Source organism: Pseudomonas sp. JBR1 (assembly GCF_028198185.1).
In the GTDB taxonomy this organism is placed as follows: Bacteria; Pseudomonadota; Gammaproteobacteria; order Pseudomonadales; family Pseudomonadaceae; genus Chryseomonas; species Chryseomonas oryzihabitans_E.
On the sequence record NZ_CP116340.1, the window covers coordinates 564437 to 583642 of the forward strand.

At 65.2% G+C, this 19206-nt stretch carries 13 protein-coding genes, 6 tRNA genes and 1 other RNA gene; 17 read left to right on the forward strand and 3 right to left on the reverse strand.

All coding sequences use genetic code 11. The features are described from left to right. Nucleotides 1-55 precede the first annotated feature (55 nt). The 6 genes from PJ259_RS02750 (at nt 56) to PJ259_RS02775 (ending at nt 652) form a co-directional block, all read left to right on the forward strand. Nucleotides 56-131, forward strand: a tRNA-Glu gene (locus PJ259_RS02750). 5 nt (nt 132-136) lie between these two features. Continuing rightward, nucleotides 137-212: transfer RNA gene (locus PJ259_RS02755), tRNA-Gly, on the forward strand. A gap of 64 nt (nt 213-276) precedes the next feature. Beyond that, a tRNA-Glu gene (locus PJ259_RS02760) sits at nt 277-352 on the forward strand. Nucleotides 353-356: 4 nt separating this feature from the next. Beyond that, nucleotides 357-432 (forward strand) — tRNA-Gly (locus tag PJ259_RS02765). A 64-nt stretch (nt 433-496) separates the two neighbouring features. After that, nucleotides 497-572: transfer RNA gene (locus tag PJ259_RS02770), tRNA-Glu, on the forward strand. Between the two features lie 4 nt (nt 573-576). Further along, nucleotides 577-652, forward strand: a tRNA-Gly gene (locus PJ259_RS02775). A gap of 91 nt (nt 653-743) precedes the next feature. Here PJ259_RS02775 and PJ259_RS02780 read toward each other — a convergent pair. Beyond that, on the reverse strand, nt 744-1736 hold the full coding sequence (locus tag PJ259_RS02780) for a sulfate ABC transporter substrate-binding protein (RefSeq protein WP_271654630.1): 993 nt from the start codon (nt 1734-1736) through the stop codon (nt 744-746). A 166-nt stretch (nt 1737-1902) separates the two neighbouring features. On the opposite strand from PJ259_RS02780, the gene smc reads away from it, so the two are divergent. The 11 genes from smc (at nt 1903) to PJ259_RS02835 (ending at nt 16917) form a co-directional block, all read left to right on the forward strand. Beyond that, nucleotides 1903-5388: a chromosome segregation protein SMC gene (smc, locus tag PJ259_RS02785; RefSeq protein WP_271654631.1), complete on the forward strand. Its 3486-nt coding sequence runs from the start codon at nt 1903-1905 to the stop codon at nt 5386-5388. Nucleotides 5389-5592: 204 nt separating this feature from the next. Further along, entirely contained in the window at nt 5593-6492 is a 900-nt protein-coding gene (gene zipA / locus PJ259_RS02790) for a cell division protein ZipA (RefSeq protein WP_271654632.1), read from the forward strand. Nucleotides 6493-6606: 114 nt separating this feature from the next. Next, nucleotides 6607-8988: an NAD-dependent DNA ligase LigA gene (ligA, locus tag PJ259_RS02795; RefSeq protein ID WP_271654633.1), complete on the forward strand. Its 2382-nt coding sequence runs from the start codon at nt 6607-6609 to the stop codon at nt 8986-8988. Between the two features lie 146 nt (nt 8989-9134). After that, an RNA gene (gene ffs, locus PJ259_RS02800) (signal recognition particle sRNA small type) lies at nt 9135-9231 on the forward strand. Nucleotides 9232-9422: 191 nt separating this feature from the next. Continuing rightward, nucleotides 9423-9704, forward strand: a complete 282-nt coding sequence (locus PJ259_RS02805; protein ID WP_271654634.1) for a hypothetical protein — start codon at nt 9423-9425, stop codon at nt 9702-9704. 178 nt (nt 9705-9882) lie between these two features. Then, nucleotides 9883-11868 (forward strand): DNA polymerase III subunit gamma/tau, encoded by a 1986-nt coding sequence (dnaX, locus tag PJ259_RS02810; protein ID WP_271654635.1) that lies wholly within the window; start codon nt 9883-9885, stop codon nt 11866-11868. 33 nt (nt 11869-11901) lie between these two features. Beyond that, nucleotides 11902-12228: a YbaB/EbfC family nucleoid-associated protein gene (locus tag PJ259_RS02815; protein ID WP_007162246.1), complete on the forward strand. Its 327-nt coding sequence runs from the start codon at nt 11902-11904 to the stop codon at nt 12226-12228. Between the two features lie 62 nt (nt 12229-12290). Further along, nucleotides 12291-12890, forward strand: a complete 600-nt coding sequence (gene recR, locus PJ259_RS02820; RefSeq protein WP_271654636.1) for a recombination mediator RecR — start codon at nt 12291-12293, stop codon at nt 12888-12890. 98 nt (nt 12891-12988) lie between these two features. Continuing rightward, on the forward strand, nt 12989-13498 hold the full coding sequence (locus PJ259_RS02825) for a sigma-70 family RNA polymerase sigma factor (RefSeq protein WP_271654637.1): 510 nt from the start codon (nt 12989-12991) through the stop codon (nt 13496-13498). Then, nucleotides 13495-14424 carry a DUF4880 domain-containing protein gene (locus PJ259_RS02830; RefSeq protein ID WP_271654638.1) on the forward strand — a complete coding sequence of 310 codons (930 nt, stop codon included), beginning with the start codon at nt 13495-13497 and terminating at the stop codon, nt 14422-14424. The genes PJ259_RS02825 and PJ259_RS02830 overlap by 4 nt, the downstream gene beginning before the upstream one ends. A 75-nt stretch (nt 14425-14499) precedes the next feature. Continuing rightward, on the forward strand, nt 14500-16917 hold the full coding sequence (locus PJ259_RS02835) for a TonB-dependent siderophore receptor (RefSeq protein WP_271654639.1): 2418 nt from the start codon (nt 14500-14502) through the stop codon (nt 16915-16917). Between the two features lie 44 nt (nt 16918-16961). Here the strand turns inward: PJ259_RS02835 and fnr are convergent, their stop codons facing one another. Together fnr and hemN are read right to left on the reverse strand one after the other, a co-directional pair. Beyond that, complete coding sequence (gene fnr / locus PJ259_RS02840) at nt 16962-17693, reverse strand: fumarate/nitrate reduction transcriptional regulator Fnr (RefSeq protein ID WP_017639628.1); 732 nt, start codon at nt 17691-17693, stop codon at nt 16962-16964. Between the two features lie 63 nt (nt 17694-17756). Then, on the reverse strand, nt 17757-19139 hold the full coding sequence (gene hemN, locus PJ259_RS02845; protein ID WP_271654640.1) for an oxygen-independent coproporphyrinogen III oxidase: 1383 nt from the start codon (nt 19137-19139) through the stop codon (nt 17757-17759). Between the last annotated feature and the right edge of the window lie 67 nt (nt 19140-19206).

Sequence of the window (19206 nt, forward strand, 5' to 3'; positions counted from 1 at the left end):
AACGGCGGCAAGCGTCAGCCGAGTGGTAGGCCAGAGTCCTCAGGGATTCTACCTGGTCCCCTTCGTCTAGTGGCCTAGGACACCGCCCTTTCACGGCGGTAACAGGGGTTCGAGTCCCCTAGGGGACGCCAAAATTGCGGGAATAGCTCAGTTGGTAGAGCACGACCTTGCCAAGGTCGGGGTCGCGAGTTCGAGTCTCGTTTCCCGCTCCAAATACAATCCGGTTGCCCAAGGGCAGGCGGATGCAAGGTGAAAGGCCTTGCGGAAAGAGGTTTCGTCCCCTTCGTCTAGTGGCCTAGGACACCGCCCTTTCACGGCGGTAACAGGGGTTCGAGTCCCCTAGGGGACGCCATATTGCGGGAATAGCTCAGTTGGTAGAGCACGACCTTGCCAAGGTCGGGGTCGCGAGTTCGAGTCTCGTTTCCCGCTCCAAACATAATCCAGCGGTTTCGTTACAGTTGGATGCGAGGTGAAAGACCTTGCGGAAAGAGGTTTCGTCCCCTTCGTCTAGTGGCCTAGGACACCGCCCTTTCACGGCGGTAACAGGGGTTCGAGTCCCCTAGGGGACGCCACATTGCGGGAATAGCTCAGTTGGTAGAGCACGACCTTGCCAAGGTCGGGGTCGCGAGTTCGAGTCTCGTTTCCCGCTCCAAATAAACAAGAACACCGCCTCCGGGCGGTGTTTTTGTTTGTGCGTTTTTTGGCTGCTCCAGGCGCCCGGCACTGGGCCGGGCGAGGCAGGTTTACTGGGGCGTATAGATCTGGTCGAAAACACCGCCATCGGCGAAGTGGGTCTTCTGGATGCCGCTCCAGGGGCCGAATTCCTTTTGCGCATCCACCAGCTCGAGCGTGGGAAAGCGGTCGGCGTACTGCGCCAGGATCTGGGTATTGCGAGGGCGCAGGAAGTTTTGCGCGGCGATCTTCTGGCCTTCGTCGGACCAGAGATATTTGAGGTAATCCTCGGCCTCGGCGCGGGTACCTTTCTTGTCGACGACGCTGTCGACCACGCTCACCGGTGGCTCGGCCTGCACCGAGATGCTCGGGTAGACCACTTCGAAGCCGCCACGACCGAATTCCCGGGCGATCATCTCGGCTTCGTTCTCGAAGGTCACCAGGACATCGCCCTGCTGATTCTTCATGAAGGTGGTGGTAGCGGCGCGGCCGCCGGTATCCAGGATGGGCACATGCTTGAACAGGTCGGCGACAAAGGCGCGGGCCTTCTGCTCATCCCCGCCCGGCTGGCGCAAGGCGTAGGTCCAGGCGGAAAGGTAGGTGTAGCGACCGTTTCCGGAGGTCTTGGGATTGGGCACGATCACTTCAACGCCGTCCTTGAGCAGGTCGGACCAGTCGTGGATACCCTTGGGGTTGCCCTGGCGCACGATGAGTACCGTGGCCGAGGTGAAGGGCGCGCTGCGATCGGGTAGGCGGGTTTCCCAGTCCTTGGGCACCAGGCCGCGGTCGGCCAGCGCCTGGATGTCGGTGGCCTGGTTCATGGTGATGACGTCGGCCTGCAAGCCATCGATGACCGCGCGAGCCTGCTTGCTGGAGCCGCCGTGGGACATCTGGATCACCGGAGTGTCGCCGTGCTCGGCTTTCCAATGCGCCTGGAAGGCCGGGTTGTAATCCTTGTAGAAGTCCCGCATCACGTCATAGGAGACGTTGAGCAGCGGTGGGGCGGCGAGGGCCTGGGTGCTGGCAGCCAAGGCCGCGAGCAGGGTCAAGCGAAGGGTCTTCATGGGGGCGTCCTGCGGATAGGGATGCAGGACTATAGCCTGTCACCCCGGCGGCAGGCAGAACGGCTGGAAATAAGCTAATGCGGCGACGGCAGGCAGGGCCGCCAGTGGTAGACTTTCGCCCTTTCGCCTGCGGTTGGGCACGGCGCGGTGAACAAGGGCTCCTGATATGCGGTTGAGGTCGATCAAGCTGGCGGGATTCAAATCCTTCGTCGATCCGACGACGGTGAATTTCCCGAGCAACATGGCAGCGGTGGTCGGCCCCAACGGTTGCGGCAAGTCGAACATCATCGACGCCGTGCGCTGGGTGATGGGCGAGAGCTCGGCCAAGAACCTGCGCGGCGAGTCGATGACGGACGTCATCTTCAACGGTTCCAACAGCCGCAAACCCGTATCCCAGGCTTCCATCGAGCTGATCTTCGACAATTCCGACCATACCCTGGTGGGCGAGTACGCCAGCTATGCGGAGATCTCCATTCGCCGCCGGGTGACCCGCGAAGGCCAGAACACCTATTTCCTCAACGGCACCAAGTGCCGCCGCCGCGATATCACCGACATCTTTCTCGGTACCGGCCTGGGGCCGCGCAGCTATTCGATCATCGAGCAGGGGATGATCTCCAAGCTGATCGAGGCGCGTCCGGAGGATCTGCGGCACTACATCGAAGAGGCGGCGGGTATCTCCAAGTACAAGGAGCGGCGTCGCGAGACCGAGAATCGCATCCGTCGCACCCAGGAGAATCTCGCCCGCCTGACCGACCTGCGCGAAGAGCTGGAGCGTCAGCTGGAGCGGCTGCATCGCCAGGCGCAGTCGGCGGAGCGCTTCCAGGCCTTCAAGCAGGAAGAGCGGCAGCTCAAGGCGCAGTTGCAGGCGGTGCGCTGGCGCGAGCTGGATAACCGCGTCGAGCAGCGCGAAAAGGTGATCCGCGACCAGGAAACCGCCCTCGAAGCCCTGGTCGCCGAGCAACGCCAGGCAGACGCCGGCATCGAACGGCTGCGCGATGGCCATCATGAGCTGAGCGAGGCCTTCAACCTGGTGCAGGGCCGCTTCTACTCCCTGGGTGGCGACATCGCCCGCCTGGAGCAGACCATCCAGCACGGTCAGCAGCGCCAGCGCCAGCTGCAGGACGACCTGCGCGAAGCCGAGCAGGCCCGTAGCGAAGCCGAATCCCACCTCGAGCACGACCGGGTGCTGCTCGCCACCTTCGAAGAAGAGCTGGCGATGCTCGAGCCCGAGGAAGAGGCGGCACGTGAGTTGGGCGAGGAGGGCAGCGCCGCGCTGGAAGAGGCGGAGCTGGCCCTGGCGGACTGGCAGCAGCGCTGGGAGGCCCTCAGTGCGGCGAGTGTCGAGCCGCAACGGGAGGCGGACGTGCAGCAGGCGCGCATCCGCTCGCTGGAGCAGAGTCTGGAGCGCGGCATGGACCGGCAGCGCCGGCTACGCGACGAGCGCACCCTGCTGGGTGAGGACGGCCCATCCGAGCGCCTGGTCATGCTGGAAGAGCAGATCGCCGAAGACGAATTGCTGCTGGAGGGCCTGGCTGAACAGGAGTTGCAGGTCGCCGATGGCCTGCAACAGCTGCGAGATGAATTGCTGGTGCTGGCGGGCGAACAGAGTCAGCGCCAGGGCGAATTGCAGCGGCTCGAAGGCCGTATCGCCTCGCTGGAGGCTCTGCAGCAGGCCGCCCTGGCGCCTGATACCGGTGCTGCCCAGTGGCTCGAGGCCGAGGGTCTCACTCAGGCGCCGCAGCTGGCGGACGACGTGCAGGTCACTCCCGGCTGGGAGCTGGCAGTGGAAACCGTGCTGGGCAGCGATCTGCAGGCGGTCTGCCTGGATGACCTCGCGCCGCTACGGGTCGACACCTTCGCCAGCGGCTCCCTGAGCCTGGCATCGCCCGGTCCGGCACCCGCCGCGCTGGGCAGTCTGCTGGAAAAAGTGCAGGCGCCGCGCGACCTGTCGCCCTGGCTGGGGCAGGTGCTGGTTGCGAGCGGCTACGACGAGGCCCTGGCGCGGCGGGCTGCTCTCGCGCCGGGGCAGAGCCTGATCACCCCGGAAGGCTATTGGATCTCCCGGCACTTCCTGCGCGTGCGGCGTGCCCAGGCCGCCGAGGGCAGTGTGCTGGCGCGCGGTCGTGAACTGGAAGAGCTGCAGGCCCGTCGCCTGGAGCTGAGCGAAGCGCTCGTGCTGCAGGAGGAGCGCCTGGAGGATCGTCGCGCGGCCCAGCAGCGGCTGGAGGGCGAGCGCGAAGATGCGCGTCGGCGCCAGCAGCAGGAGCAGCAGCGTCTGGCCGAGTCTCGCGCCCAGCTGTCTGCCCAGCAGGCACGCGCTGAGCAGCTGAGCATTCGTCGACGGCAGCTGGAAGCCGATCTCGACGATGTCGAGCAGCAACTGGCGCGTGAGCAGGAAGAATTGGGTGAGTGCCGGCTGCGCCTGCAGGACGCTCTCGATGCCATGGCCGTGGATACCGAACAGCGCGCCCAGCTCCAGGAGCAGCGCGACCGCCACCGGCAGGCGGTGGAGTCGGCGCGGCAGCGACAGCGGCAGGCCCAGGAGCAACTGCATCAACTCACGGTGCGCCTGACTACCCTGAGGGCGCAGCGCCAGTCCACGCTTCAGGCGCTGGAGCGTCTGGAGCTGCAGACCGCACGGCTCGGTGAGCGCTGTGAGCAGCTCAGTCTGAATCTGGAGGAGGGCGGTGAGCCCCTCGACGAGTTGCGCCTGCGCCTGGAAGAGCTGCTCGAACGACGCCTTCAGGTGGACGAGGAGATGCGTACCGCGCGGCTGGCGTTGGAAGATGCCGATCGGGAGCTGCGCGATTTCGAGCGGCGGCGTCTGCAGGCGGAGCAACAGGCCACGCTGCTGCGCGGCCAGTTGGAGCAGCACCGCCTGGAATGGCAGGGATTGGCGACCCGCCGCAGCGGCTTCGCCGAGCAGTTGGCAGCCGATGGCTATGACCTGCCGACGGTGATCGCGAATCTGCCGGAGGAGGCCAGCGAGGCAGCCTGGGAGGAGCAGCTGGAAACCGTCGCGGCGCGGATCGCCCGGCTTGGACCGATCAACCTGGCGGCCATCGACGAATATCAGCAGCAGGCCGAGCGCAAGACCTATCTGGACGCCCAGAACGCCGACCTGGTGGAAGCGTTGGAGACCCTGGAAAGTGTCATCCGCAAGATCGATCGGGAAACTCGAAATCGCTTCAAGGATACCTTCGACCAGATCAATCAAGGCCTGCAGGCATTGTTCCCAAAAGTTTTCGGTGGCGGCAGTGCCTACCTGGAACTTACCGGGGAAGATTTACTCGATACCGGGGTTGCGATCATGGCGCGTCCGCCGGGCAAGAAGAACAGCACCATCCATTTGTTGTCGGGTGGCGAGAAGGCGCTGACGGCTCTGGCCCTGGTCTTTGCCATTTTTCAGCTGAATCCGGCGCCGTTCTGCATGCTCGATGAAGTGGATGCCCCTCTGGATGACGCCAACGTCGGTCGTTATGCCCGCTTGGTCAAGAGCATGTCGGAGAAGGTGCAGTTCATTTACATCACGCACAACAAGATCGCCATGGAAATGGCCGATCAGCTATTGGGCGTTACCATGCACGAGCCGGGCTGTTCACGGCTGGTGGCGGTGGACGTGGAAGAGGCGGTGGCCATGGTCGATGCCTAGTGACCCACAGCCTCGCGGCATGGCGGTGTAAAGTTGTCAGTAGTCGTGCTAGCTTATGGCCGCGGTAGCGGTAAGTAGAAAAAGCTAAGAAGAACACTGACTTGGCGTAGGTTGCGGACGTTTTGGAAAGGCCTCGCAGGCGTCGACTTTCCAAAGTTTCCCGACGGATGTCGGTCCATTATTTTACAGGGGTATGTCTTTTTCATGGATATGGGTCTGCGCGAGTGGCTGATCATCATCGGCGTCATCGTCATCGCCGGTATTCTGTTCGATGGTTGGCGTCGCATGAGCGGCAAGGGCAAGCTCAAGTTCAAGCTTGACCAGTCGCTGAGCAATCATCCGGAAAACGAGGACGAGGATCCGGAAATCGTCGGTCCGACGCGGGTGGTAGAGCCCAAGGAGCCGTCGTTGGACGACCCGGGCGAGCCGACGCCGCCACGCTCCACCCAGCGCAAGCGTCGCGAAGAGCGTCGTGAAGAACCCAGTGCCGACAACTTCGACCTGTCCGCCAGCGATGAAAGCCTCGCGGGCCTGGCAGCCGATTCCGATGAAGTGGTGACCCGCGGTCGGGACAAGCCGCGCAAGGAAAGACCGCTGAGTACCAAGGCGCCCGAGCGCGAGCCGATCAGCGAGCCCGTCAGCAGCGGCAGCAACCAGGCCGCCATGGCACCGGTGGACGAGGTGCTAGTGATCAACGTCATTTCCCGGGACGAGAAGGGCTTCTCCGGTCCGGCCCTGCTGCAGAACATCCTCGAAAGCGGATTGAGATTCGGCGACATGGACATCTTCCATCGTCACGAGAGCATGTCCGGCAATGGCGAGGTGCTGTTCTCCATGGCCAATGCCGTACGTCCGGGTACCTTCGACCTGGACGCCATCGACGACTTCCACACCCCCGCGGTGAGCTTCTTCTTGGGCCTGCCCGGCCCGCGCCATCCCAAGCAGGCCTTCGATTTGATGGTCGCTGCGGCGCGCAAGCTCTCGTCGGAACTCAATGGCGAGTTGAAGGATGAGCAGCGCAGCGTCATGACCGCTCAGACCATCGAGCACTATCGCCAGCGCATCGTCGACTTCGAACGCAAGAGCCTGATGCTCAAGCGTTGATCGCGCCGGAGCGAACCAAGAGCAGCCTCGGCTGCTCTTTTTGTTTGTAATCTTTGTAGCGGCGCCGCTGGTGGCGCCAGGGCCACCCCTGGGTGGCGACAGTGAGAGACCGCCATGACCGACGCCCAAGATGCCGTCACCCGGATCGCCGCCCTGCGCAGCGAGATCGACGCCCACAACTACCGGTATTACGTGCTGGACGAGCCGAGCGTGCCCGATGCCGAGTACGACCGGCTGTTCGGCGAGCTCAAGGCCCTGGAGGCCGAGCATCCCGAATTGGTGACGCCCGACTCGCCCACCCAGAGGGTCAGTGGTTCGGCGCTGGCGGCCTTCGGCACCATCCGTCACGAGGTGCCCATGCTCAGCTTGGGCAATGCCTTTGCCGACGAGAATCTGCAGGACTTCGACCGCAGCGTCGGCAAGCGCCTGCGCGAGGAATTCGGCGAGACCGACTTCGCCGGACCGGATTCTGGGGTGGAATATACCTGTGAACCCAAACTCGACGGCCTGGCCGTCAGCCTGCTGTACGAGGAGGGCGTGCTGACCCGGGGCGCTACCCGTGGCGATGGCACCACCGGCGAAGACATCACCGCCAACGTGCGCACCATCCGCAATATTCCGCTGCGCTTGCAGGGCGAAGGCTGGCCGGCGGTGCTGGAGGTGCGCGGCGAGGTATTCATGTCCCGCACTGGCTTCGAGGCACTCAACGCCCGGGCCATGGAGAGCGGCGGCAAGACCTTCGCCAATCCGCGTAACGCCGCGGCCGGTAGTCTGCGCCAACTGGATTCGCGCATCACCGCCCAGCGTCCGCTGGAGTTCTGCGCCTATGGCTTTGGTCGCGTCGAAGGCGGGGCGCTGCCGGAGACTCAGTACGACATCCTGCAGCGGCTCCGGGAATGGGGTATTCCCATCAGTCGGGAGCTGCGCAAGGTGCAGGGCGCGGAAGGTTGCCGCGCCTACTATCAGGACATCGGCCAGCGGCGGGATGCCCTGGCCTATGAGATCGACGGTGTGGTCTACAAGGTCAACCGTCTCGACTGGCAGGGTGAGCTGGGTTTTCGCGCGCGCGAGCCGCGCTGGGCGCTGGCGCACAAGTTTCCCGCTCGCGAAGAGCTGACCGAGCTGCTCAATGTCGAATTCCAGGTGGGGCGCACCGGGGCCATCACCCCGGTCGCCCGTCTAAAGCCGGTACAGGTGGCGGGCGTCACCGTGACCAACGCCACCCTGCACAACATGGATGAGATCGCCCGCCTCGGGGTGATGATCGGCGATAGCGTGATCGTGCGCCGCGCCGGGGACGTCATCCCGCAGATCATGCAGGTGGTACCGGAGCGGCGGCCAGCGGATGCCCGGCCGGTGGAGATCCCCACCCATTGCCCGGTATGCGGTTCTGCGGTGGAGCGCACCCAACTGATCAAGCGCGGCAAGGGCAAGGAGTCGGTGAGCGAGGGCGCGGTCTATCGCTGCGTGGGGCGCCTGGCCTGCCAGGCCCAGCTCAAGCAGGCGATCATTCATTTCGCCTCGCGACGGGCCATGGACATCGACGGCCTGGGCGATCGCATCGTCGAGCAACTGGTAGACCGGGAGCTGGTGAAGTCGCCGGCCGACCTGTACACCCTGACCTACGAGCAGGTCGTCGAGCTCGAAGGCTTCGCCGAGCTTTCCAGTCGCAACCTGCTGGCCGCCATCGAAGCCAGTCGCAAGCCGGCGCTGGCCCGCTTCATCTTCGCCCTGGGGATTCCCGAGGTGGGTGAGGAGACGGCCAAACGCCTGGCGCGCACCCTGGGCAGTCTGCAGCGCATTCGCGAGGCGCTGCCCGAGGTGCTGATCTATCTGCCCGATATCGGGCCTGAAGTGGCCTTCGAGATCCACAACTTCTTCCAGTCCACGCACAACCGTGACGTCCTGGAAGCGCTGCTGGCCAATGGTATCGAGCTGGCCGACGAGGCTGAGGTCCACGCCGAGTTCTCCGGCTATGCCAGCTTCGCCGATTTCCTCGACCAATTGCATATTCCCTATCTGGGCAAGACCGGCGCCAAGACCCTCGCCACGGCTTTTCCCAGCCTGGCCACGCTGATCGAGGGCTCCCAGGACTGGCTGACCTTCAAGACGCTCGCGGGACTCAACGAGCGGGCCAAGCAGGGACTGCGCGAATACTTCGCCGAGGCGGACAAGGTAGCCAAGGCACTGGCCATCGAGGCACAGCTCAAGGCCTTCGGCATGCACTGGGAGAGCACGCGCCAGATTGTGCAGGGATTGCCCTTCGCCGGTCAGACCTGGGTGCTCACCGGGACGCTGGAGGCCATGAGTCGCGATGAAGCCAAGGAGCGCCTGGAAGCCCTGGGGGCCAAGGTCTCGGGTTCGGTGTCGGCCAAGACCGCCGTGGTGGTCGCCGGCCCGGGGGCGGGCTCCAAATTGACCAAGGCCACGGAGCTCGGGGTGAAGGTATTGGATGAGGCGGCCTTCCTGCAGATCCTCGCCGCCCAGGGCCGGTAGCGTCGCTGCGGGGCAGGGCGGGTAGACGGCCTCGAGCCTTCGATCTCCCGCGTTACCTTGCAGCTAAGTCCTTGTAAGACTTGCAACTTCGCCCCAACCGCGTAGAATGACGCACCTCACCTCAGGGTGAGGCGTTATGGTGGCTCTGTCGGTCCCCCCGCAACGATCAACCGTGAACCCGGTCAGGCCCGGAAGGGAGCAGCCGCAGCGGTGATGTCGTGTGCCGGGGTGTGGCTGGCGGGGCCACCTCCATTTCTGCCCCTCGCTTTTCCCTTCTGCTTTTCCCTCTGCGCTGCTCTTCCCCTGTTTCGATCCTTTTCAATGCGCGAACCCCTTCACAGGGTTTAAGTGACGAAATGCACTGTTTTGGATCATGGCTCCGTGCCATTATGAGCGATGAATTTCAATACTGGACGAATGTCCAAGGATCTCTCGTGAAGAACGGACTCGAAAGCGCAGGACGCGCCCTTAGCTATGGTTTGCAACCCTATCGTGTCGATTGCCGGCGCGATTCTCCCGCTACCCTGGTGGCGCAGATCTTTCACCCTCAAGAGCCGCTCCTCCTGATCAGGATCAACCTGACCAATGAGGAGGCGACCAACCCCTTCAAGCTGAACGCGACCGTTACCCGGCTGCGTAGCCAGCTAGATGCGCTCGCGGCCTATGTCTCCAGTGTGGTCCTCGCAGACGGCGAAGAGTGCTGCCTGCGTGCCTGAGACGGCCTTTTCGGCGCCATTTCTCCTCCTGATCGCTTGAAAATCCCCCTGGCTACCTCCATCTAACGAGGTAGCCGAAGTCCTCGTGGCATCGCCTTGGTGCCACGCCACGGGATGCATTCGTGGCCCCTCTTCGTTAGCATGTGCTCCCCCCACGTCTTCTCCTGATCAGGTCTCGATGAGTTACCAGGTTCTTGCGCGCAAATGGCGCCCGCGGTCGTTCCGCGAAATGGTCGGCCAGACCCATGTGCTCAAGGCGCTGATCAACGCGCTGGATAACGAGCGGCTGCACCACGCCTATCTCTTCACCGGAACCCGCGGGGTGGGCAAGACCACCATCGCGCGGATCCTGGCCAAGTGCCTGAATTGCGAGACCGGGATCAGCTCGACGCCCTGTGGTAGCTGCTCGGTATGCCGCGAGATCGACGAAGGCCGTTTCGTCGATCTGATCGAGGTGGATGCCGCCAGCCGTACCAAGGTGGAAGACACCCGTGAGCTGCTGGAGAACGTGCAGTACGCGCCGTCCCGCGGTCGCTACAAGGTGTACCTCATCGACGAGGTGCACATGCTCTCCACCCACAGCTTCAATGCTCTGCTCAAGACGCTGGAAGAGCCGCCGCCCCACGTCAAGTTCCTGCTCGCTACTACCGATCCGCAAAAGCTGCCGGTCACCATCCTCTCGCGCTGCCTGCAGTTCTCGCTGAAGAACATGCCGCCGGAGCGGGTCGTTGCCCATCTTCAGCACGTACTTGCCGCGGAAAGCATTCCCTTCGAGGACGATGCCCTCTGGTTGCTGGGGCGCGCGGCCGATGGCTCCATGCGCGATGCCATGAGCCTGACCGACCAGGCGATCGCCTTTGGCGAGGGCAAGGTACTGGCTGCCGACGTGCGCGCCATGCTCGGCACCCTCGATCATGGCCAGGTCTACGACGTGCTCCAGGCCCTGCTGGAAGGGGATGGGCGCGCCGTGCTGGACGCGGTCCGCCATCTGGCCGAGCAAGGCCCGGATTGGGGCGGTGTTCTGGCCGAGCTGCTCAATGTGCTGCACCGCGTGGCCATCGCCCAGGTGTTGCCCGATGCGGTGGACAATGGCCAGGGCGATCGCGAGCGGGTGTTGATGCTGGCGCAGACGCTGCCGGCGGAAGACGTCCAGTATTATTACCAGTTGGGTCTGGTTGGCCGGCGCGATCTGCCGCTGGCGCCGGACCCGCGGCACGGCTTCGAGATGGTCCTGCTGCGCATGCTGGCCTTTCGGCCGGCGGGTGCGGCCATCCCCGAGCGACCGGCCTTAAAGACGACGGGAGCCAGCCCGGCCACGGCTGACTCCAATCCCCGTCCGGTGGCCGCAGCGGTCCCGACGCCGACAGCGCCCGCAGCCTCGCCTCAAACGGCACCCGCGCCGGCATCGGCATCGCCATCTTTAGGTAATACCACCCCTAAAAAATCGCCGGTCGATCTTCCCTGGGAGGAACCTGCGCAACCAGTAGTCGAGGCGGCAAAGGCGCCGGCCCCGGTGGCGCGGCCCGTTACGCCAGTGCCCCAGCCGACGCCCAGCGCGCCCGCCACGCCCCGGGTCGAGACGACCCCTGCGGCGACGGTGATCGCCGAGTTGCCGGCGGACACCTCCGGTGACGATCTGGACGGTGACGAAGAGCCGCCGCCAGCCGAGGATTACTACGAAGTAGGGCTGGACGACTATCTCGACAGCCTTGGCGAACCGGCGGTCGACGAGGTAGCCGCGGCTCCAGCGCCTGCGGTGCAGCCGGCCACGGGCCTCGCGGCCGATTGGCAGGCGCTGTTCCCCGATCTCAAGCTGGGCGGTCTGACCGCCAGCATCGCGGCCAACTGCACCCTGGTGGCGGTGGACGACGACCGCTGGCATCTGCACCTGGATCCGGCGCAGAGCGCCCTGTTCAACGCCAACCAGCAGCGCCGGCTCAACGATGCGCTGAACCAGCAGCAGGGACGTACAATCACGCTCGAGGTCACCATCCAGACCCCCGAGCAGGAGACGCCCGCCCAGGCCGCCGCCAGGCGTCGGGCGGAGCGACAGCGGCTGGCGGAGCAGTCCATCCAGGATGACCCGCTCATCCGCCAGATGATGCAACAGTTCGCCGCCACGGTGCGCGCGGGTACCATCGAGCCGGTCGACACCCAAGCCTGACCGGTTTTCCATTCATAGTTCGAGGTAGCAGACATGATGAAAGGTGGCATGGCCGGCCTGATGAAGCAGGCCCAGCAGATGCAGGAAAAGATGCAGAAGATGCAGGAAGAGCTGGCGAACGCCGAAGTGACCGGTCAATCCGGCGCCGGGCTGGTCAGCGTCGTCATGACCGGCCGGCACGACGTCAAGCGCGTCAGCCTGGACGACAGCCTGATGCAGGAAGACAAGGAAATCCTCGAAGACCTGATCGCCGCCGCGGTGAATGACGCGGTGCGCAAGATCGAGCAGAACAGCCAGGACAAGATGTCCGGCATGACTTCCGGGATGCAACTGCCGCCCGGCTTCAAGATGCCTTTCTAAGACGCTCCAGCTCCGGGTGTCCGCTGGACACCCGTTTCTCCCGCCTTCCAATACGGTAGTCCATGAGCTTCAGTCCCCTGATCCGCCAATTGATCGATGCGCTCCGGGTCCTGCCCGGTGTTGGCCAGAAGTCTGCCCAGCGCATGGCCCTGCAACTGCTCGAACGCGAACGCCAGGGCGGTCTGCGCCTGGCCAGTGCCCTCAGCGCGGCCATGGAAGGGGTAGGCTACTGTCGCCAGTGCCGTACCCTGAGCGAAAGCGAGATCTGCGGCTTCTGCAGCGATACCCGGCGTGACGACAGCCTGCTGTGCGTGGTCGAGGGCCCCATGGACGTCTTCGCCGTTGAGCAGACCGGCTATCGCGGGCGCTATTTCGTGCTCAAGGGGCATCTGTCGCCCATCGACGGTCTGGGTCCGGACGCCATCGGCGTGCCCGAACTCGAACGGCGCGTCAGCGAGGGCGGCTTCCAGGAAATGATCATCGCCACCAACCCCACGGTGGAAGGCGAGGCGACTGCCTACTACATCGCCCAGCTGCTGGCGCCCAAGGGCCTGACCATCTCCCGGATCGCTCATGGCGTGCCCCTGGGCGGCGAGCTGGATCTGGTCGACGGCGGAACCCTGACCCACGCCTTCGCCGGGCGCAAGCCGATCTCGCTCTAGCGCCGTACTATCCCGTCACCCTGATAGGACGACAGCTCTGTATCTTGTGATCGAGAAGCATTATCATTATCGGATGTCAGCTGCTTCCGAGGATGGTGATGCAGACGCTCGAGTCCGACCGGCACGGACAAATCCGGACCCTCTACCTGGACCACCACGGCTGGCTGCGCGAGCGCTTGCAGCGCCGGCTGGGTTGCCTGGGGCAGGCGGCCGACCTGGCCCAGGACACCTTCGTCCGGCTGCTGGCGCGAGAAACCGAGCTGGAACGCCTGCGTGAACCACGCGCCTTTCTGGCTACCGTTGCCCAGGGATTGCTGGCCAATCATTGGCGCCGCCAGGCGCTGGAGCGCGCCTATCTGGAGGCCCTGGCCACGCGACCCGAGGAGGTACAGCCTTCGCCGGAAGCCCAGGCGCTGATCCTGGAAACCCTCACCGAACTCGATGCGCTACTCGATCGCCTGCCCAGTCGCGTGCGCCAGGCCTTTCTGCTGGCGCAGCTCGAAGGCCTCACCTATGCCGTCATCGCCCAGCGTCTGGGCGTGTCGGAGCGGATGGTCAAGAAGTACATGGCGCAAGCCATGCTCCACTGCCTGGAACTGGTCTCTTGAGTGCCCTGAACCCTGGCCGCGGTGAACCGCTGGAAGAGGCGGCGCTCTGGTTTGCCGAGCTGGCTGCCGACGAGGTGGATCCCGCCACCGAGCGCGCCTGGGAGCGTTGGCTCCAGGCGGACACTCGCCACGCCGTCGCCTGGGCACGGGTGGAGGAGATCAGCGCCCGCTTCGCGGGTCTGCCGGTGTCAGGACGCTTGGCACTGGCGCGGCGCGAGACCCTGGGGCGGCGCCGTGCGCTCAAGGTGTTGGGCCTGGCCCTGGGTGGCCTGGCACTGGGCTGGAATCGTCCGGACGACTGGCGGCTAGGGCAGGGTGCTGATCTGAGCACGGCAGTCGGTGAGATCCGTGCCTTCGACCTCGCCACTGGGGTGCGGGGCTGGCTCAACACCGACAGCCAGCTGGCGCGGGAGACTTCAATCCGCTGGCGGCTACTGCGCGGCGAGGTGCTGTTGGAAAGTCGGCGCGGGGCGGCGGTCCTGCAATTGGACACGGCGGTCGGTCAGGTGCGTCCTGGCCCGGGCTGTTGCGCGGTCCGAGCGCGCGAGGACGGGCTGGAGGTCGCAGCCTATAGCGGCATCCTCCAGCTGTTGCCACTACAGGCACCCCCTCAGGTCCTGGCTGAAGGGGCTCGCGCCCTGATGACCGTGAACGGGGTGCGGCCGCTGGGTCGCGTCGATCCGGGTCGTCAGCTCTGGCGCCAGGGGCGGCTGGTGGTGGACGACTGGTCGTTGCAGGCCTTGATAGAGGAACTCGGGCGTTATCGCCCGGGGCTGCTGACCTGCACCGCCACGGTCGCCGGACTGCGCGTGGTAGGCAGCTATCCACTGGGCGACACCGATCGCGCCCTGGCAGCCCTGGCCGATAGCCTCCCGGTGCGGGTGGAGCGGCGCCTGCCCTGGTGGGTGCAGCTCGTGCCCGCCTAAAAAAAATGCGGCGGGTGGTTCCCCTTTTGTGCGCTCGTGGGGCTTAGGAGAAACGATCTGTTATTCGAGGCCTCCATGCATTGCCCACCCTGCTTTACCCTTCACCCCCTGCGTCGCGCGGCACGTGTCCTGGCGCTGGCCGTACCGTTGGGGATTACCGGTCTGGTCGCGCCGTTGGGCCTGGCCCAGGCCGCGCCCCCAGCTCAGGAGTACCGTATCGAGGCAGGCAGCCTGGCCACTGTGGTCAGCACCTTCGCCGCCCAGAGTGGCGTACTGCTCTCGGCACCAGCCCAAGGTCTGGAGGGGCGCCGCAGTCCGGGGCTGCAGGGCCGCTACACACCGGGCGAAGGCTTCCAGCAGATCCTCCAGGGCAGCGGCCTGCAGGCGGTGCGCCAGGCCGATGGCAGCTATCGCCTGGAGTCGGTGGCCGCGACCGGCGTGACTTCCCTGAGCGACACCACGGTGACCGGCTTCGCCCTGGGCAATGCCCTGGGCGAGACCGATGGCTACCTCGCGACCCATAGCAACGTGGCCACCAAGACCAGCAAGGGGCTGCTGGAAACCTCCCAGTCGGTCTCGGTGGTGACCCGCGAGCAGATCGATGAGCAGGGCGCCAAGACCGTGCAGCAGGCCATGAGATACACCCCGGGCATCTTCACCGGGCAGATCGGCGCGTCCAATCGCTATGACTATGTGGTGATGCGCGGTTTCGCCGACAACAGCGTCGACAATGTCTTTCTCGACGGCCTCAAGACCATGGGCGACAGCGGCACCTTCAGCTCGCTGCAGGTCGATCCCTATTTTCTCGAACGCATCGACGTAGTGAAGGGGCCGGCCTCGGTGCTCTATGGCCGTAGCCTGCCAGGCGGGCTGGTGGCGCTCACCAGCAAGAAACCGCTGTACCAGCCCTATCATCAGGTCCAGGCCATGCTGGGCAATCTCGGCCAGCGCGGCGCCGGCTTCGATTTCGGCGGGCCGCTGGACGAGGAGGGGCGTATCGCCTATCGCCTGGTGGGCCTCGCCCAGCACAGCGATACCCAGTTCAACCACGTGGAAGAAGAGCGCTATGCCCTGGCGCCCAGCCTGGCCATCGACCTGAGCGACGACACCACCCTGACCCTGCAGGCCTATCTGCAAAAGGACCCGGACGGTGGCTACCACAGCGGGGTACCGGCCGAGGGCAGTCTCTATCGGCGCAACGGTCGCTACATCAGCAACCATTTCTTCGACGGCGAGCCGGACCACGACAAGTTCGAGCGGACCCAGCAGATGGTCGGCTATCAGTTCGAGCACAGGTTCAATGACGTCTGGAGTGCGCGGCAGAACTTCCGCTATGCCAAGTCGCGGGTCGAGCTGGAGCAGGTCTATGGCTACGGCTATGTTGGCGACAGCAACCTGCTCAATCGCTATTACTCCGGCGGCCGCGAGAACCTGCATGCCTATACCCTGGACAATCTGGTCCAGGCGGACTTCGATTGGGCCGGCAGCCGGCACACCCTGCTCGCCGGATTGGACTACCAGCGTCGCTGGACCCATGTGGATTGGCCCAGTGGCACGGCGGATCCGCTGGACGCCTTCGAGCCCAGCTACGGCGGTCAGGTGACCATCTCCCCCGGCAGCGAATACCGCCGCGAGCTGGCGCAGACCGGCGTCTACCTGCAGGATCTCATCGAGCTGGATCGCTGGCGCTTTTCCCTGGGTCTACGCCAGGACTGGGTGGAGATCGGCATCGAGGATCGTCTGGCGGGTACGCGCAGCAGCGCGCGCCGCGGCCAGGCCAGCGGGCGGGCCGGGGCACTCTATCTGTTCGACAACGGGCTGGCGCCCTACCTGAGCTATTCCACGTCCTTCAATCCCAATGCCTACAACGACGCGGCGGGCAATCCCCTGGAGCCCACCGAGGGCAAGCAGTGGGAGCTGGGCCTGAAGTACCAGCCGCCGGGCAGCACCAGCTTCTACACCGCCTCGCTGTTCCACATCACCCAGGAAAACGTGGCGACCAAGCTGCCGCAGGAAGACTTCTATTCCTCGGTAGGCGAGATCCGTTCGCGTGGCCTGGAGCTGGAAGGCCATCTGCAGCTGGCCGAGCGCCTCAAGCTGCTGGGCAGCTATACCTTCACCGACATCGAGTACCCCCAGGCGCTGGATGGCAACCAGGGCAACACGCCGAACCAGGCGCCACGCCACCAGGCGTCGCTGTGGGGTGAGTACGAGCTGGCCGGACCACTGGCGGGGTTCAGCGTCGGCGCCGGGGCGCGCTACGTGGGTACCAGCTGGGCGGACAAGGCCAACACCCGTAAGGTACCGGCCTACACCCTGGTGGATGCCATGCTCGCCTATGACTTCACCCGGCTGGGGATGCCAGGGCTCACGGCGCGGGTCAATGCCAACAACCTGATGGGCAAGGACTATGTGGCGTCCTGCTACAGCCTAGACTTCTGCTACTTCGGAGAAGAGCGCAACGTGACCGCGACGGTCAGCTACAGCTTCTAGAGGGGGAGAGCGCCTACCGCTGGCTGAGCGGCAGGCGCAAGTCGTCAGCCTTCCAGCTGGCCGCCCGCGAGGGCGCAGAGGCGGGCGGAGTCGAGGATGCGTACCTCCTTGCCTTCGGCCGCCAGCACGCCGCTTTGCTGGAAGCGGGTGAAGACCCGCGATACGGTCTCCACCGCCAGGCCGAGAAAGTTGCCGATCTCGTTGCGCGACATGCTCAGGCGGAATTGCTGGGCGGAAAAGCCACGGGCATGGAAGCGCGCCGAGAGATTGACCAGGAAGGTGGCGATGCGCTCGTCGGCGCTCTTCTTGGACAGGAGCACCATCATCTGCTGATCGTCGCGGATCTCCCGGCTCATCACCCGCAGCAATTGCCGGCGCAGTTGCGGCAGCTGCTCGGAGAGCTCGTCCAGGCGCTCGAAGGGGATCTCGCAGACGGTGGTGGTCTCCAGCGCCCGGGCCGAGACCGGATAGCGCTCGGTGTCCATGCCCGATAGCCCGACCAGCTCGCTGGGCAGGTGGAAGCCGGTGATCTGCTCCTCCCCGGCATCGCTCAGGCTGCTGGTGCGCAGGGCGCCAGAGCGGACCGCATAGACCGAGCCGAAGGTATCGCCCTGGCGGAACAGGTGGTCGCCCTTGGCCAGCGGCCGGCCGCGCTTGACGATCTGGTCGAGGGCGTCGAGGTCCTTCAGGTCGAGCGAGAGCGGCAGGCACAGCGAGGCGAGGCTGCAATCCTTGCAATGGGCCTGGGCGGTGCGCAGCTTGAGGGGCTCGGTCATGGCGGAGGATCGCTTCTCGTCTGGTTCCAAAAGTCTAACTTTAGCAGTCATGGCAGGCATGGGTCATATCACCCGGGAAAAGCGCTGGTTGTCGTGGCCCGACAGGTAGCGGTCGAACAGCATGCACAGGGCGCGTATCAGCAGGCGGCCAGGGGGCAGCACCTGAAGGCCGCGCTCGTCGAGGCGGATCAGGCCGTCGGCGGCCATGGCCAGTAGCTGCGGCCAGGCGTCGGCGAAGTACTGGCGAAAATCCAGTTCGCAACTGCGTTCGATGGCGGCGAAATCCAGCTGGAAGTGGCAGATCAGCTGGCCAATCACCGCGCCGCGAATGCGGTCATCCCGCGACCGTCGCACGCCGCGGGCCACCGCCAGGTCGCCGTGGCCCAGGCGTTCCTGGTAGCGGGCGAGGTCGGGCGTATTCTGGCAGAGGACATCGCCGATCTGGCTGATGGCGGAGACGCCCAGGCCCAGCAGGTCGCAGTGACCGTGGGTGGTGTAGCCCTGGAAATTGCGCTGCAGGGTACCGTCTTCCTGGGCGATGGCCAGGTCATCGTCGGGCAGGGCGAAGTGGTCCATGCCGATGTAGCGATAGCCGGCGGCCAGCAGCTGTTCCACGGTGCGCTGCAGCATCTCCAGCTTGGCCGCGGGGTCCGGCAGTTCGCTGACTTCGATGCGTCGCTGCGGCGGAAAGCGCTGTGGCAGGTGGGCGTAGTTGAACACCGACAGGCGATGCGGTTGCAGCTCCAGCACCCGCTCCACGGTGTGGGAAAAGCTGGCCGGGGTTTGCCGGGGCAGGCCGTAGATGAGGTCCAGGTTGATGGAGCGGTAGTCGAGAGCGCGAGCGGCCTCCACCAGGGTGCGGGTGTCGTCGAAGGGTTGCAGGCGATTGACCGCCAGCTGCACCTGCAGATCCAGGTCCTGGACGCCGAAGCTCACGCGGTTGAAGCCCAGCTCGCGGAGCAGGCCCATGGTGCTCCAGTCGGCTTCGCGCGGGTCGATCTCGATGGAGTAGTCGCCGCGGTCGTCGTCGGCCAGGGTGAAGTGGCGGCGCAGGTCAGCCATCAGCTCGCGCAGCTGCATGGGATTGAGAAAGGTCGGGGTGCCGCCGCCAAGGTGCAGCTGTTCCACCCGCTGCCCACCGTCCAGGTGTCGGCTGGTGAGGATCATCTCCTGGCGCAGGGCCTCCAGGTAGGCGGCGCTGCGGCTGCGGTCCTTGGTGATGACCTTGTTGCAGGCGCAGTAGTAGCAGATGTTCGCGCAGAAGGGCACGTGCAGGTAGAGCGACAGCGGGCGTCCGGCCTGGCGGCTCAGGCGCAGGGCGCCGAGCAGGTCGAAGGGGCCGATGCCGTCGTGGAATTGCACGGCGGTGGGGTAGGAGGTGTAGCGGGGGCCGGCGCGATCGTAGCGGGCGATGAGGTCGGCGTCCCAGACGAGGGCGGCTGTCATGCCGGACTCCAATGGTTTCGAGGCGCCCAGTGTGAGGGGCAGGCTCCTGGCTTTATTGATCCAGATC

Bases quoted from the DNA above. Each gene is read 5' to 3' on its own strand.
- PJ259_RS02780 (WP_271654630.1), bottom strand. From the start codon at position 1,736: ATGAAGACCCTTCGCTTGACCCTGCTCGCGGCCTTGGCTGCCAGCACC.
- smc (WP_271654631.1), top strand. From the start codon at position 1,903: ATGCGGTTGAGGTCGATCAAGCTGGCGGGATTCAAATCCTTCGTCGAT.
- zipA (WP_271654632.1), top strand. From the start codon at position 5,593: ATGGATATGGGTCTGCGCGAGTGGCTGATCATCATCGGCGTCATCGTC.
- ligA (WP_271654633.1), top strand. From the start codon at position 6,607: ATGACCGACGCCCAAGATGCCGTCACCCGGATCGCCGCCCTGCGCAGC.
- dnaX (WP_271654635.1), top strand. From the start codon at position 9,883: ATGAGTTACCAGGTTCTTGCGCGCAAATGGCGCCCGCGGTCGTTCCGC.
- PJ259_RS02815 (WP_007162246.1), top strand. From the start codon at position 11,902: ATGATGAAAGGTGGCATGGCCGGCCTGATGAAGCAGGCCCAGCAGATG.
- recR (WP_271654636.1), top strand. From the start codon at position 12,291: ATGAGCTTCAGTCCCCTGATCCGCCAATTGATCGATGCGCTCCGGGTC.
- PJ259_RS02825 (WP_271654637.1), top strand. From the start codon at position 12,989: ATGCAGACGCTCGAGTCCGACCGGCACGGACAAATCCGGACCCTCTAC.
- PJ259_RS02835 (WP_271654639.1), top strand. From the start codon at position 14,500: ATGCATTGCCCACCCTGCTTTACCCTTCACCCCCTGCGTCGCGCGGCA.
- fnr (WP_017639628.1), bottom strand. From the start codon at position 17,693: ATGACCGAGCCCCTCAAGCTGCGCACCGCCCAGGCCCATTGCAAGGAT.
- hemN (WP_271654640.1), bottom strand. From the start codon at position 19,139: ATGACAGCCGCCCTCGTCTGGGACGCCGACCTCATCGCCCGCTACGAT.